The 15,124-nt window shown below is 71.2% G+C and carries 9 protein-coding genes; 7 read left to right on the top strand and 2 right to left on the bottom strand.

The genetic code is table 11. From position 1 onward, the window contains the following. The first annotated feature begins 211 nt into the window (after positions 1–211). Entirely contained in the window at positions 212–5,668 is a 5,457-nt protein-coding gene (gene pulA, locus ACFO0C_RS08695) for a pullulanase-type alpha-1,6-glucosidase (protein WP_378066031.1), read from the top strand. Between the two features lie 76 nt (positions 5,669–5,744). Here the strand turns inward: pulA and ACFO0C_RS08700 are convergent, their stop codons facing one another. After that, the gene (locus tag ACFO0C_RS08700; protein ID WP_378066032.1) at positions 5,745–6,488 is read right to left on the bottom strand and encodes a GntR family transcriptional regulator; all 744 of its coding nucleotides are present in this window, start codon (positions 6,486–6,488) and stop codon (positions 5,745–5,747) included. A gap of 141 nt (positions 6,489–6,629) precedes the next feature. Between ACFO0C_RS08700 and ACFO0C_RS08705 the strand changes: the two genes are divergently transcribed. Genes ACFO0C_RS08705 through ACFO0C_RS08730 form a run of 6 tightly spaced genes read left to right on the top strand, consistent with a single transcriptional unit; the run spans position 6,630 to position 12,632 of the window. Beyond that, the gene (locus tag ACFO0C_RS08705; protein WP_378066033.1) at positions 6,630–7,637 is read left to right on the top strand and encodes a BMP family protein; all 1,008 of its coding nucleotides are present in this window, start codon (positions 6,630–6,632) and stop codon (positions 7,635–7,637) included. Further along, positions 7,634–9,157 (top strand): ABC transporter ATP-binding protein, encoded by a 1,524-nt coding sequence (locus ACFO0C_RS08710; RefSeq protein WP_378066034.1) that lies wholly within the window; start codon positions 7,634–7,636, stop codon positions 9,155–9,157. Before ACFO0C_RS08705 ends, ACFO0C_RS08710 begins: the two co-directional genes overlap by 4 nt. After that, positions 9,154–10,185: an ABC transporter permease gene (locus ACFO0C_RS08715; protein WP_378066035.1), complete on the top strand. Its 1,032-nt coding sequence runs from the start codon at positions 9,154–9,156 to the stop codon at positions 10,183–10,185. Before ACFO0C_RS08710 ends, ACFO0C_RS08715 begins: the two co-directional genes overlap by 4 nt. Then, positions 10,182–11,102: an ABC transporter permease gene (locus ACFO0C_RS08720; protein ID WP_378066036.1), complete on the top strand. Its 921-nt coding sequence runs from the start codon at positions 10,182–10,184 to the stop codon at positions 11,100–11,102. Before ACFO0C_RS08715 ends, ACFO0C_RS08720 begins: the two co-directional genes overlap by 4 nt. Then, on the top strand, positions 11,102–12,067 hold the full coding sequence (locus ACFO0C_RS08725; protein WP_378066037.1) for an ornithine cyclodeaminase family protein: 966 nt from the start codon (positions 11,102–11,104) through the stop codon (positions 12,065–12,067). Before ACFO0C_RS08720 ends, ACFO0C_RS08725 begins: the two co-directional genes overlap by 1 nt. Positions 12,068–12,071: 4 nt before the next feature. Then, positions 12,072–12,632 carry a DinB family protein gene (locus tag ACFO0C_RS08730; protein ID WP_378066038.1) on the top strand — a complete coding sequence of 187 codons (561 nt, stop codon included), beginning with the start codon at positions 12,072–12,074 and terminating at the stop codon, positions 12,630–12,632. A gap of 71 nt (positions 12,633–12,703) precedes the next feature. Here ACFO0C_RS08730 and ACFO0C_RS08735 read toward each other — a convergent pair whose 3' ends face one another. Continuing rightward, complete coding sequence (locus ACFO0C_RS08735; RefSeq protein ID WP_378066039.1) at positions 12,704–15,118, bottom strand: EAL domain-containing protein; 2,415 nt, start codon at positions 15,116–15,118, stop codon at positions 12,704–12,706. Positions 15,119–15,124 lie beyond the last annotated feature (6 nt).

The following is a 15,124-nucleotide window of genomic DNA, read 5'->3' on the forward strand; positions in this document are numbered from 1 at the left end:
ACCTTGCTAACGTCCCGGCAACAGGAGCGATACAGGCCGATCGGTCGATGGAACGCGTCCTGAACGGCTTTTCGGGTTTGTCGCCGCGGCGCGTCGTCGAGCCTGTCCTGGAGCACTCTACTCCGAGGGCGCCCAGCAGGCTTCCGCGCCGGGCGGACGTCACGAAATATATAACTGTCAATCCGATACCACTGAATCGGAAGGGTGCGCAGTGGCACTCAACAGACCTTTACACCGCCGCCTGAGGCTGGGCGCCGCTCTGCTCAGCCTCTTCCTCCCACTTCTCGCCGTGCCGGCCTCCGCTGCCGTCGCGGCCACCAGTGTTCCCAGCGACTCCGTGATCGCCAAGTGGGGCTCCGACAACCCCACGAGCGGGGAGCAGTTCTACTTCGTGCTGCCCGACCGGTTCGCCAACGGGGACACGAAGAACGACAAGGGCGGGCTCTCCGGTGACCGTCTCTCCACCGGGTACGACCCCACCGACAAGGGCTTCTACCACGGTGGCGACCTCAAGGGCGTGATCGACCGGCTGGACTACATCCAGGGGCTCGGCACCACCGCGATCTGGCTCGCCCCGGTCTTCAAGAACCGTCCCGTGCAGGGCACCGGCACCGACGTCTCCGCCGGTTACCACGGGTACTGGATCACCGACTTCACCCAGGTGGACCCGCACTTCGGCACCAACGCCGACCTGAAGAAGCTGGTGAAGCTCGCCCACCAGCGCGGTCTCAAGATCTACCTGGACATCATCGTCAACCACACCGCCGACGTCATCAAGTACGCGGAGAACACCTACACGTACGTCGACAAGGCGGACTCCCCGTACACCGACACCGACGGCCAGCCGTTCGAGGACCGCAACTACGCGACATCGGACGAGTTCCCGGCGACGGACGCGACGTCGTACCCGTACACCCCGGTCTTCGGTTCGAAAGCGGACGCGACCGTCAAGAAGCCGTCGTGGCTGAACGACGTGAACATGTACCACAACCGCGGTGACTCCACCTTCGCCGGCGAGAACAGCGAGTACGGCGACTTCTTCGGCCTCGACGACCTCTTCACCGAGCGTCCCGAGGTGGTCGAGGGCATGTCGAAGATCTACGGCGACTGGGTCAAGGACACCGGCATCGACGGCTACCGCCTCGACACCGTCAAGCACTCCAACCTGGAGTTCTGGCAGCAGTGGCAGCCGGCCGTCGAGAAGGCCGCCAAGCAGGCCGGCAAGAAGGACTTCTTCACGTTCGGTGAGGTCTACAGCGCCGACCAGGAGATCGAGTCGACCTACGTGCGCGAAGGTGGGCTGCCCGCCACCCTGGACTTCTCGTTCCAGGAGGCGGCGCGCGGCTTCGCCACCGGCAACAGCGGCGCCGACGCGCTGTCCGCGCTGTACGCCAAGGACGACCTCTACACCGCCCGCAACACCGGCGCGGACCGGTTGCCGACCTTCCTCGGCAACCACGACATGGGCCGGATCGGCTCGTTCATCGCCGCCGCGGCGACCGCCGACACTCAGCTCAAGCGCGACCAGCTCGCGCACGAGCTGATGTTCCTGACCCGGGGCCAGCCGGTCGTCTACTCCGGTGACGAGCAGGGCTTCACCGGGCCGGGCGGCGACAAGGACGCCCGCCAGGACCTGTTCGCCAGCAGGAGCGCGGACTACCTGGACGACGACCTGATCGGCACCGACCGCACCCACGCGGTCGACAACTACAACACCGCGCACCCGGTCTACCGGACGATCGCCGAGCTGGCGAAACTGCGCAAGGCCAACCCGGCGCTGGTCACCGGCATCCAGCAGACCCGCTACGCGGCCGAGGGCGCCGGCGTCTTCGCGGCCTCCCGGATCGCCCGGGACAACACCCGCAAGGAGTACGTGGTCGCGGTCAACAACGCCACCACGGCGCAGACCGTCTCGTTCGTCACGGCCACGCCGAACAGCGTGTTCACCGGGATCTACGGTGGCGCGGCTCCGGCGAACTCGGACGCCGACGGGCGGATCACCATCACCGTTCCGGCGCTGTCCTCCGTGGTCCTGCGAGCCGGGGGAGCGGTGGCCGTACCGAAAAACGGTCCGACCGTGACCCTCAGCAGCCCGAAGGCGGACGCCTCGGTCGCCAACCGCACCGAGATCGTCGCCGACGTCGTCGGTGACCCGCTGTCCACGGTGACCTTCGCGGCCCAGGCCGGCAACGGCGAATGGAAGCTTCTCGGTACGGCCGACCGCGCGCCCTACCGCATCTACCACGACCTGACCGGCCTGGCCGGGAAGACGCCGGTGCGGTACAAGGCGGTGGTGCGGGACAGCAAGGGCCGGCTCGCGTCGGCGACCACGAACATCACCGTCGGTACCCCGGCGGCCGAGTCGACCGCCGGTTACGCGGTCGTGCACTACAACCGGCCGGACGGGCAGTACGACGACCAGAACCTCTACGTGTGGGGCGACATCGACCCGTCGATGTCCACCACCTGGCCGAACGGGCAGCAGTTCACCGGCGCCGACTCCTACGGCCGGTTCGCCTATGTGAAGCTCAAGCCGGGCGCGAAGAGCGTCGGTTTCATCGTGGTCGACGACAACGGCAACAAGGACGTCGACGCCGACCGGACCATCAACATCGGCGCGAACCCGGAGATCTGGATCAAGCAGGGCGACGCCGCGACGTACCCGACCCGGCAGGCGGCCACCGGCCAGCCCGATCCGGCGCAGGACGAGTCCAAGGCGATCATCCACTGGAAGCGGGCCGACGGGAACTACGACGGCTGGGGCCTGCACGTCTGGTCCGGCGCGGCCAGCCCGACCGACTGGTCGAGCCCGCTGCTCCCGGCCCGGATCGACAGTTACGGCGCGGTCTTCGAGGTGCCGCTCGCGGCCGGTGCGACCTCGCTGAGCTACATCATCCACCGAGGTGACGAGAAGGACCTGCCCGCCGACCAGTCCCTCGACTTCGCCAAGGCGAGCCACGAGGTCTGGCTGCTGGCCGGTCAGGAGACCCGTCTGCTGCCGCTGGTCAAGACCAGCGCGGGCGGTGGCGTCGTGGACGTCACCAAGGCCGCCGCGGTGTGGCTGGACCGGGGCACGATCGCCTGGAAGACCGGGACCGGGACCACCCTGGAGCCGGTCGGTGCGGGGACCGACGGCAAGGTGTACGACCTGGTGTACTCGCCGACGGGTGGGATCGGGGTCGCGGATGGCGAGCTGACCGGGACATATCAAACAACCAGTCTCGCGTCGGTGAGAAGTGGCCTCAGCGAGGCGCAGCGCGAGAAGTTCCCGCATCTGTGGCAGTACGGCGCCTTTAAACTAACAAGTCGTGAAATAACGGACATTCTGCGTGGTCAGGTCGTCGTCACCGAACGCGACGCCGCCGGCAAGCTCCTCTCGGCCACCGGTGTCCAACTCGCGGGCGTTCTCGATGACATCTACAACAAGGCGACCGACGCCACCCTCGGCCCGGTCATCAGTGGAAGGAAGGCGAGCGTCGCCGTCTGGGCGCCCACCGCCCGCAGCGTCGAACTCGAGGTCTACGACACGGCCGACCAGGTCTCCCCGGCGCTGGTCGAGCTGACCCGCGACAACCGCACCGGTGTCTGGTCGGGTAAGGGCGACTGGGCCGGCAAGTTCTACAAGTTCCGGGTGACCGCCTGGCAGCCGGCCACGCAGAAGGTCGTCACGGCGTCGGTGACCGACCCGTATTCGGTCGCGCTCACCGCCGACTCCACCCGCAGCCGCTTCGTCAGCCTGTCCGACCCGGCGCTCGCGCCGGCCGGCTGGACCAACCTGAAGAAGCCGGCCGCCGTCGCTCCCGCGAAGATCCAGATCTCGGAGCTGTCGGTGCGGGACTTCTCCATCGCCGACTCCACGGTGGCGGCGGAGAAGCGGGGTACGTTCAGCGCGTTCACCGTGGACTCGAAGGGCACGCGGCATCTCAGGGAACTCGCCAAGGCCGGCGTCACCCACCTGCACCTGCTTCCGGCGTTCGACTTCGCCACCATCCCGGAGAAGCGCGCCGACCAGCAGCAGCCCGCCTGCGACCTGGCCTCGCTGCCGGCCGACTCGGAGGAGCAGCAGGCCTGCATCGAGAAGGTGGCCGCGACCGACGGTTACAACTGGGGTTACGACCCGCTGCACTACACGGTTCCCGAGGGTGGCTACGCGGCCGACCCCGACAAGCGGACGAGTGAGTTCCGCAGCATGGTCGCCGGGGTCAACCAGGCGGGCCTGCGGGTGGTCATGGACGTCGTCTACAACCACACCTCGGCCGCCGGGACCGACGCCAAGTCGGTGCTCGACCAGGTCGTGCCCGGCTACTACCACCGCCTCCTGGAGGACGGCACCATCGCCAACTCCACCTGCTGCGCCAACACCGCGCCGGAGAACGCGATGATGGGCAAGCTGGTGGTCGACTCGGTCGTCACGTGGGCCAGGCAGTACAAGGTCGACGGCTTCCGCTTCGACCTGATGGGCCATCACCCGAAGGAGAACATCCTGGCGGTGCGCAAGGCCCTCGACAAGCTCACGGTCGCGAGGGACGGCGTCGACGGCAAGAGCATCTATGTGTACGGCGAGGGCTGGAACTTCGGTGAGGTGGCGAACAACGCGCGCTTCATCCAGGCATCCCAGACCGAGCTCGGCGGCACCGGGATCGGCACGTTCAACGACCGGCTCCGGGACGCGGTCCGCGGTGGCGGCCCGTTCGACGGCAACCCGCGCATCCAGGGCTTCGCGTCCGGCCTGGCCGGCGCCCCCAACGGTGACCCGGTCAACGGCACCGCGGCCGAGCAGCAGGCCCGCCTGCTGCACTACCAGGACCTGATCAAGGTCGGTCTGACCGGCAACCTGGCGGACTACACGTTCACCTCGTCGGCCGGTACGACGGTCAAGGGCTCGCAGGTCGACTACAACGGGGCGCAGGCCGGGTACACGAAGAACCCGGGCGAGTCGATCACCTACGTCGACGCGCACGACAACGAGATCCTGTACGACGCCTTCGCCTACAAGCTGCCGCAGTCGACCACCGCCGCGCAGCGGGCCCGGGCCCAGTCGGTGGCGCTCGCGACCACCGTCCTCGGCCAGGGCGCGGGCTTCGTCACCGCCGGCAGCGAGCTGCTCCGCTCGAAGTCGCTGGACCGGAACTCGTTCAACTCCGGTGACTGGTTCAACCAGATCATCTGGGACTGCTCACAGGGCAACGGCTTCGGCCGCGGCCTGCCGCCCAAGGCGGACAACGAGGCGAAGTACGTGTACGCCAAGCCGTTGCTCGCCGACCCGGCGCTGGTCCCGGACTGTGCCGCGATCAACCAGGCGAACAGCGCCTACCAGGAGCTGCTGCGGATCCGGAAGTCCACGCCGGCGTTCGGCCTGGCCACCGGCTCGCAGGTGCAGCGGCGTGTCGCGTTCCCGCTCTCCGGCGTGAACGAGACGCCGGGCGTCATCACGATGACCATCGACGCCCGTGGCATCGACGCGAAGTGGAAGAGCATCACCGTCGTCTTCAACGCCGGCACGACCACGGCCACCCAGAAGGTGCCGGGGCTCGCCGGTAGGAAGGTGTCGCTCCACCCGGTCCAGCAGGCCTCCGCCGACCCGGTGACGCGCTCCGCGTCGTACGCCGCGTCGACCGGAACGCTGACCGTCCCCGCACGAACCGTCTCGGTCTTCGTGCAGAGCTGAGTCTCCCGGGCCGGCGTGGGGCCCCTTCCACCTCTCACGCCGGCCCGGGCCCAGCTCCCTCTGTCGCGGCCACCGCTCATCCACCAGCCTGAGGTGGGCGGTGGCCGTTTCCATGTCCCGGTGGGCGGCGGCGCCGGCGTGAGGCGATGGTCTCCGGATCGTCGGCCGGCAGTGACCATGTCGCGGCCAGCGTGAGGCTCTGCCCGCGGCCGCTCGCCACGTGGGCGTGGGCCAGGGCGGCCGCCTCGTCGGCGGCGCCCGCCTCGATCGCCGCGAACAGTTGCTCGTGCTCCGCGCACTGCTGGGCCGCGTCCCGCTGGGCGGTCAGGCGGAACAGCCAGTGGGTGCGCGCAGCCAGGGGGCGCATCAGGGAGCTGAGCAGCGGGTTCGCCGACAACTCGATGAGGTCGGCGTGGAAGCCCGCGTTGGCGGCGGCGACACCGTTCTCGTCGCCGGCGGCGGTGGCGTCCCGGGCCGCGGCCAGGCGGTCCTTCAAGCGGGCCAGGCCGGTCTCGTCGCGGCGCTCGGCGGTCAGGCGGGCGGCCAGTGCCTCCAGGGACTCCCGGACGTCGAAGAGGTCGCGCACGTCGGCCGGAGTGAACGGCGCCACCAGCGCACCCTTCCCCGGGATCAGCAGGACCAGGCCGTCGGCCTCCAGCAGGCGCAGAGCCTCACGCAGCGGGATCCGGCTCACCCGCAGATCGGCGGCCAGGTCACGCTCGACCAGACGCTGACCGGGGGCCAGCTCCGTGTTGACGATGCGCCGGCGCAACTCCTCGTAGGCGTGGTCGCGTAACGAGCCGGGCGCCCTGTCGACCACCGGAAGTGCCCCCTCGTGAGTGTGTCCGCGCACCTACCTTAGCGGCGGTGGTATTGCTAACCACCGCGTGACAAGCGTGAAACAGAGCCACCCGAAACTGGCTCGCGTAACGGTATACCACTAACTCTCGGAGGCGTTCTGATGGCGCGTACCGTTCCTCTTCTCTCCCTGGCCGTCACCGCTCTGCTTGCCGGCGGGCTGCTCACCGGATGCAGCGACGACGGCGAGCCGGCCACCGGCGGTACGGCCACGGCCGGCGCGATCAGGGTCGGCGTGCTCTTCCCCGGCTCGCTCTCCGACGACGGGTTCATGGAGTCGGCGTATCTCGGGTACCAGCGGGCCGAGCAGGCGCAGGCCGGCAAGGCCACGTTCAGCAAGGTGGAGCAGGTCGCGACCGCCGACTTCGAGGCGGCTCTGGTCCGCTTCGCCGGGCAGTCCGACGTGGTGATCGCGCTCGGCGGGCAGACCGACGCCGCGGTCCGTCTGGTCGCACCCCGGTTCCCGAAGGTCAGGTTCGTCGAGATCGGCGGGCCGGCCGACGGGAAGCCGCTGACCAACCTGGCCCTCTACGACCCGCAGCAGGCGCAGGCCGCGTTCCTGTCCGGCGCCGCGTCCGCGCTGCTCACCACCACGAACAAGGTGGGCTTCGTGGGCGGGGCCGAGCTGCCGGCGATCGTCAACGCCGCCAAGGAGTACGCGAACGGCGCCGCCCTGGCCAAGCCCGGTGTGCAGGTGCTCGCCCCGCAGTACGTCGGCGACTTCAACGACGTCGCCAAAGCCAAGCAGTCCGCCCTCGCCGACTACAGCGCCGGGGCCGGTGTGCTCGGGCAGATCCTGAACCTCGGCAAGAAGGGCCTGGCCCAGGGCGCCACCCAGGCCAAGGCCAAGCTGATCGGCGGCCCGATCCCGCACGACTGCGCCACCGACACCGCCTACGCCGGGTTCGTGAAGACCGATGTCGGTGCCGGGGTCGAGTACGCCGTCGAGCAGGTCGTCGCCGGAACCTGGAAGGCGGAGAACGTCAAGTTCGGCCTCACCGCCGCGGAGCCGCAGAACGACATCCTCCTCTGCGACGCGCCCGCCGGGGTGCAGGAGAAGCTCGACGCGATCAAGGCCGACATCGCGTCCGGGAAGATCAGCACCCTGTGATCGCCCTGGAGATCGCCGGCCTGGCCAAGGCGTACGGCACGACCCGCGCCCTGGACGGCGTGGACCTGACGGTCGAGGCCGGCACGGTGCACTGCGTCCTCGGTGAGAACGGGGCCGGCAAGTCGACGCTGTGTCACGCCGTCGGCGGATCGCTGCGTCCCGACGCCGGGACGATGCGCCTGCACGGCATGCCCTACGCGCCCCGCCGCCCCAAGGACGCCCTGAACGCCGGTGTGGCCATGGTGCACCAGCACTTCAGTCTCGTCCCGACGCTCACCGCCGGGGAGAACCTGCGGCTGCTGCGGGTCCGTGACCTGGCCGGACGGCTGGCCCGGCTGCGCGACCGCTACGGGCTGAGCGTGCCGGAGGCCGAGACGGTCGGCGATCTCCCCCTCGGCGTGCGCCAGCGCGTCGAGATCGTGAAAGCGCTGCTGCGTGAGCCGCGCCTGCTCGTCCTGGACGAGCCCACCGGAGTGCTCGGCCCCGACGAGGTCGACGCGCTGCTGGCCACCTGCCGCCGGATCGCCGACGACGGCGGGGCCGTGGTGCTGGTGACGCACAAGCTCGGCGAGGTAGCCCGGGTCGCCGACGCGGCCACCGTGCTGCGCGGCGGCCGGGTCGCCGGCGCCGGCCTCACCGACCTGACCCCGGACCGGCTGGTCCCGCTGATGATCGGCCGCCCGGCCGCCGACCTGGCCCCGGCCCTGGCCGGAACCCTCGGCATGGACGCGGGAGTACGCGGCCCACGATCCGCACCGGACGCACGGCGGGTGGTGCTGCGGGTCCGGGAGGTGAGCGTCGGGCGGAGCGGGGGCGGCTTCCTGCTGGACCGGGCCGGTCTGGAGATCGCGGCCGGCGAGATCGTCGGGGTGGCAGGGGTCGAGGGGAACGGGCAGACCGAGCTGGTGCACGTGCTCAGCGGGGCCCGGATCCCGGACAGCGGCACGGTCGAGCTGAACGGGACCGACCTGACCCGGGCCACCCCGGCCCGGCGGACCGCGGCCGGGCTCGGTGTGGTTCCGGAGGACCGGCACCACGAGGGCTGCGTCCCGGAGCTGGACGTGGCGACCAACCTCCACCTGGGACGGCTCGGCGAGTTCCGGCGGTGGCGGGTGCTGCTCGACCGGCGGGCGATGCGGACCGCCGCGACCGCGGTGATAGGGAAACACGGGATCAGCGCGCCCGGCCCGGCCGCACCGATGTCCGCGCTGTCCGGCGGCAACCAGCAGAAGGTGGTACTGGCCCGCGAACTGGCCCTGGACCCGCTGGTCTGCCTGGCCGCCGCCCAGCCGACCCGGGGACTCGACGTCGGCGCCGTCGACGCGGTGCTCACCCGGATCCGGGAGGCGGCCGCGAACGGCGCCGCGGTGCTCGTCGTCTCCAGCGAGCTGGGGGAGCTGCTGGCACTCTGCGACCGGATCGTCGTCGCCTACCGGGGGACGCTGTCCGCGCCCGTCGACACCGCCGCCCCGGACGCCCACGACCGGATCGCCCATCTGATGCTGGGAACCGGCGCGTGATCGCCGTCGCCCGTCATCCGGTCGTCGTCAGCGGGCTCGCCGCCGTCGTTGCGGCACTGGCCGGGCTGCTGCTCGCGGCCGGGGCCGGCACCGCGCCCGGTGACGCCGTCGACGCCCTCGTGGAGGGGATGGCCGGCAGCCCGTACGCCTGGGGAAGCTCGCTCAACTCCGCGGCCGTCCTCGCGCTGATCGCCGTCGGTTTCACCGTGGCGCACCGCGCCGGTCTGGTGAACGTCGGGGGTGAGGGCCAGCTCGCCGTCGGTGGTGTCACCGGTGCCGCCGTGGGTCTCGCGCTGCCCGCGCCGGTGTCGGCCTGGATCGGTGTGCCGCTGCTGCTCGCCGGTGGTTTCGCCGGCGGCGCGGCCTGGGCGTCGATCGCCGGCCTGCTCAAGGCCCGCCGCGGCACCAGCGAGGTGATCACCACCCTGCTGCTGAACTTCGTCGGCCTGGGCGTCCTCGCGCTGGCCGTGCACGAGGAGGCGTTCCTGCGGCAGCCGGTCACCTCGGCCGAGACGCTGCCGCAGTCGCCGCCGCTGCCGGAGGGCGCGCGGCTGCCGCTGATCGGCTCGGTGGAGTCACCGGTGACCCTGATCGTGCTGCTCGCGGTCGCCGCCGCGATCATCACCGCGATCGTGCTGCGGCACACGCCGACCGGGCTGCGGCTGACCGCGGTGGGGCATTCGCCGTCCGCGTCGGCACGGCTCGGGCTGCTGACCGGCCGCCTCGAGGTGGGCGGTCTCGCGGTCGCCGGTGGACTCGCCGGCGTGGCCGGGGCGTCCCTGGTGGCCACCGCACCGTACGTGCTGGCCGAGCACTTCTCGTCCGGCTACGGCTTCGCCGGGCTGGTCGTCGGCCTGCTCGCCCGCGGGTCGCTGACCGCCGTCCTCGGGGTGGCGCTGCTGTTCGGTCTGCTCACCAACGGCGGCATCAACCTGCAGCTGGCCGTCGGTGTGCCGGCCGCGACCGTCCAGATCGTGCAGAGCCTGCTGGTGATCCTGATCGCCGCCGGCCTGGGGAGGTCCAAGTGAGTGCGGTTCTGGAGGAGGTCCTCTCCGGCGGGGTGCGGCTGGCCGCGCCGTTGCTGCTGGCGTCGGCCGGGGAACTGGTCAGCGAACGTGCCGGCGTCCTCAACCTGAGTGTCGAGGCGATGATGCTGACCGGCGCGTTCGCCGGGGCGGCCGGTGCGCTGGCCACCGGCAGCGCGGTCGCCGGCGTGGGGTGCGCGCTGGTCGCCGGCCTGCTGGTGGCGGCGTTGCAGGCACTGCTCAGCGTCACGGTGCGGGCCGACCAGATCGTCACCGGCATCACCGCGAACGCGCTCGCGCTGGGTGCCACCACCTACGGCGCCCGGCTTCTGTTCGCCGACTCGGGGCAGACGCCGGCCGGGTTCGAGCCGCTGCCGGTGCCGGTGCTGTCGGAGATCCCGCTGCTCGGGCCGGCGTTGTTCGAGCAGTCGGTGCTCGGCTATCTGGCGTTCGCGGTCGCGGCGGTCCTCGCCGTCGGGCTGAGCCGGCGGACCGGCTGGGGGCTGGCCGTCGACGCGGTCGGCGAGGACGCGGTCACCGCCGACCGGTGCGGCCTGCCGGTCCGGGCCATCCGCTACGCGGCCGTGCTGCTCACCGGGGTGACGTCCGGGCTGGCCGGTGCCCAGCTGGCGCTGGCCGAGGTGCACGCGTTCAGCGACAACATCACCGGTGGTGTCGGCTACCTGGCCGTGGTGGCCGTGATCGCGGGCCGCTGGCGGGCCTGGCCGACCGTCCTGGCCTGCCTGTTCTTCGGGGTCGCGCAGGCCCTGCAGTTCGCCGCGCCGGCGGTCGGGCTGCACCTTCCGGCGCCGCTGCTCGTCACCGTCCCGTACGTGATCGCCCTGCTCGCGGTGAGCGGCCTGGTCGGCCGCAGCCGGGCACCGTCCGCCCTGACCACGCCGTTCCTGAGGACCGCCTGATGACGCTCATCCTGACCCGCTCCGACGTGCTCGCGCTGCTCCGCTTCGAGGACGTGATCGCCGCGGTCGAACAGGCGCACCTCGACCTGGCCCACGCGCGGGCCGCGCTGCCGCCACCGGCCGCCGCCGTCCTGGGGGACGCCACCTTCCTGGCGATGACCGCAGCCTCCGCCCCGGCCGGGCTGGCCGCTGTCAAACTCCTCGCCGACCTGCCCGGCAACCGCCAGCGGTCCACCGTGCTGGCGGTGTCGGCGGAGACCGGCGCGTGCGCGGCGCTGATCGACGGCGCGGCGCTGACCCGGTTCCGGACCGCCGCCGCCACCGCTGTCGCCACCCGAGCGCTGGCCCGGCCGGACGCGCGGGTGCTGGGGCTGGTCGGCACCGGGCCACTGGCCGAGGCGCATGTCCACGCACTGAGCGCGGTGCGTTCCTTCACGGAGGTGGCGCTCTGGGGGCGTACCCCCGGGAAGGCTTTTGATCTCGCCGCCCGAATCACCGCGGACCTGGGCCTGCCCGCCACCGTCCTGGCCGGACCTCGTGAGGTGACGCTCGCGTCCGATGTGCTCTGCACGCTCACCCCGTCGCGGGAGCCGGTGGTGCGGGGCGCGTGGTTCCTGCCGGGCCTGCACGTCAACGCGGTCGGCGCGCCACCGCGCCCGGACCACCGGGAGATCGACACCGAGGGCGTCGCCCGGGCGCGGGTGGTGGTCGACGCGTCGGCGACGGCCCTGCACGAGTCGGGGGAAGCGCTGCTGCCGATCGCCGAGGGCGCGGTCACCGAGGATCATTTCCGGCTGGAACTCGGTGACGTGCTGGCCGGTCTGGCGCCCGGCCGGCAGTCGGCGGAGCAGATCACCCTGTTCAATTCGGTCGGTGTGGGTCTCCAGGACCTGGCCACCGCCCGGCTGCTGATCGACGAGGCGGCGCGACGGGGTCTCGGCACGAGGGTCGACCTGGCAGCCTGAGGGCATGGACTTCGACTGGAACGGTCATCTGCGCGAACAGCTCGACTGGCACTGGCGTGTGCATTTCCGGCCACGCCTGGACGGGCTCTCCGACGACGAGTACCTCTGGGAGCCCGTCCCCGGCGCGTGGAACGTGCGCCCGCGCAGCACCGGCAGCACCGGGATGGCGGCCGGAGGCGGCGAGTTCACCATCGACTGGGAGACGCCGGAGCCGTCACCGCCGCCGGTGACCACGATCGCCTGGCGGCTCGGCCACATGATCGTCGGTGTCCTCGGCATGCGTAACGCCGCCCATTTCGGCACCGGGTCCACCCACTATCTGTCGCACCATTACGCAGGCACCGCCGCCGGCGCTCTGGAACAACTCGACGAGGCCTATCATGCCTGGTCGGGAGGGGTGGCGTCGCTGGGCGCCGAAGGGCTCGAGCGGCCGTGCGGGCCGGCCGAGGGCGGCTTCGCCGCCGAGCCGATGGCCACACTGGTCCTGCACATCAACCGCGAGATGATCCATCACGGCGCCGAGATCCTGCTGCTGAGGGACCTTTTTCTTCGTACGGCCAGATAGGGTCCCGTCCGTCCCGCGCGAGGCCCGCGACACGAACGGCCGAAACGCGACCGCCGGGCTGAATGCGGTGGTCACCGTGGAGCGGTCACGGGCACTGTCAGACCGGCCCGCAGTTCCCCGGCGGGCTGCGGCCGGCCCAGGTGGTACCCCTGCGCGTACCGGCAGCCCATCACCGTGATCAGCGCGAGCTGCTCGGCGTCCTCGACGCCCTCGGCCACGACCCGCAGGCCCAGCGTGTGCCCGAGCTGCATGATCGCGCTGACCAGCTCCTGCTGGCGCCCGTTGCCGACCAGCCCGGTGATGAACGAGCGGTCGATCTTGAGTACGTCGACCGGGATGTCCCGCAGATAACCGAGCGACGAGTACCCGGTCCCGAAGTCGTCGATGGCGATCTTCACACCGAGTTCCCGCAGCTCTTCGAGACGGGCCGAGGTCACCGCCAGGTCCCGCATCATGACCGTCTCGGTCAGTTCCAGCACCAGGCAGTGCGGCGACAGCCCGGTGGTGGCCAGCGCGTAGGCGACGTGGTCGGTGAGGTCGGGCAGGTCCAGGTGCACGGCGGACAGGTTGACGCTGACCCAGGCGGGGGCGGTCGCCGGGCTCTCCTCCTGCCACTGGCGGATGGTCCGGCACGCCTCCATCAGGATCCACCGGTCGATCTCGATGATCATCCCGGTCTCCTCGGCGAGCGGGATGAACGAGCCGGGCTGCTGGAGCCCGCGCTGCGGATCCTGCCAGCGGACCAGCGCCTCGGCCCCGGACACCTCGCCCTCCGGCAGCGCGACCACCGGCTGCAGGTGCAGGCGCAGCTCGCCGCGGTGCACCGCCTCCCGCAGGCGGTTCTCCTGGTCGAGGCGGCTCAGCAACTGCTCGTGCATCCGGGTCTCGAACACCATGAACCGGTTCTTGCCGAGGTCCTTGGCCGCGTACATGGCCACGTCGGCGTTGCGGACCACCTCGTCGGCGTCGGTGAACCGGGCCGCGTCCGGGACCACGCCGATGCTGACCGTGACGCCCGCCTGCCGGCCGTGCACGACGAACGGACGGCTGAGCACCTCCAGGCAGCGCTGGGCCAGCGCTTCGACGTCGGCGGCGCCGGCCGCCTCCAGGAGCACGGCGAACTCGTCGCCACCGAGCCGGGCCACCGTGTCCTGCGGGCGCAGCGCCCCGGTGAGACGTTCCGCGGCGGTCCGCAGCAGCAGGTCGCCGGCGTTGTGCCCGAGGCTGTCGTTGACCCGTTTGAACCCGTCGAGGTCCAGGTAGAGCAGGGCGATCCGTTCGCCGGAGACCCGGGACCGGGTGAGTGCGTGGTCGAGCCGGTCGAGCAGCAGCTTGCGGTTGGGCAGGCCGGTCAACCCGTCGTGCAGCGCCTGGTGGCGCAGGTCGTGCTCCAGGTCGCGCTGCCGGGTGACGTCGCGCAGCAGGATGACCGCCCCGATCGGGCGGCCCTCCTTCTCCAGGGCGCTGACCGTGTACTCGACGCGGACCGCGGTGCCGTCCGGGCGCTGCAGGCGGCCCTCGCGGGTGCCGCCGGTCAGGTCGTCGCCAGCGTCCGGCAGCAGCACGCCGGCCTCCCGTTGGAGCAGGCCGGCGACGCCGAGCCCGGTGATCCGGCCGGCGGCCTCGTTGGCGAACGCGATCCGCCCGGTCGCGTCGACGCCGCAGATGCCCTCGCCGGCGCCGGCCAGGATGCTGTCGGTGTACTCCTTGGCGAGGATCTCCCGGGCCGAGCGGTCCAGCTGTTCGGCCATCGAGTTGAAGGCCCGCGCCAGCCGACCGATCTCGTCGCGCCCGTCGTGCGGCACCCGGTGCGAGTAGTCGCCGGTGCGGATGGTGCGGACCGCGGTGGTCAGCGAGGTGATCCGCCGGACCAGTGAGCCGGAGAACCCGAAGCCGAGCACCAGGACCAGCAGGATCACCGCGGCCGAGCTGATCAGGGTGATCCGCTGGGCCTGTGCGGTGGCGGTCATCAGCTGGTCGTAGATCGGGGTGTACTCGACGATGACGGCGCCGATCGTGGCGTTGCCGGAGTTGCGCATCGGCACCACGACCTGCTTGATGCCGGCCGGATAGTCGACGCTGGTCTCGACGAAGACCCGGGACCGGCCGTCGGCGATGGTCCGGCCCACCTCGTCGCCGAGATCGTGGTCGAAGACGGTGCCGACGTTCTCCGGGACGACGTCGCCCAGGACGTACTGACCGATGTCCACCACCACGGCGTCGCGGCTCTGGATCTCGTGCAGCCGCCGGAGATAGTTGTCGAGCGACTTCGGGCTGTAGTAGAGCGGGGAGACGATCTCGTTCTCGGTGTCGACCGGGAGCCCGAGGCTGACGTCCAGCGCGATGCCCTGGGCGATCCGGACGGCCTCGTCGGTGGCGGCCCGCTCGGCCGACCGGGTCGAGGAGAACCATGCGATGCCGGCGGTCACCGCGACGAGCAGGGCCACCAGCAGATATCCGCCCAGCAGCTTCTGGCGTACGTTCATCCTCAC

This window comes from Actinoplanes subglobosus (assembly GCF_042650585.1).
Classification (GTDB): Bacteria; Actinomycetota; Actinomycetes; order Mycobacteriales; family Micromonosporaceae; genus Actinoplanes; species Actinoplanes subglobosus.

Excerpts from the sequence above, each read along its gene's own strand:
- ACFO0C_RS08705 (WP_378066033.1), top strand. The coding sequence starts at position 6,630 with ATGGCGCGTACCGTTCCTCTTCTCTCCCTGGCCGTCACCGCTCTGCTT.
- ACFO0C_RS08730 (WP_378066038.1), top strand. The coding sequence starts at position 12,072 with ATGGACTTCGACTGGAACGGTCATCTGCGCGAACAGCTCGACTGGCAC.
- ACFO0C_RS08725 (WP_378066037.1), top strand. The coding sequence starts at position 11,102 with ATGACGCTCATCCTGACCCGCTCCGACGTGCTCGCGCTGCTCCGCTTC.
- ACFO0C_RS08735 (WP_378066039.1), bottom strand. The coding sequence starts at position 15,118 with ATGAACGTACGCCAGAAGCTGCTGGGCGGATATCTGCTGGTGGCCCTG.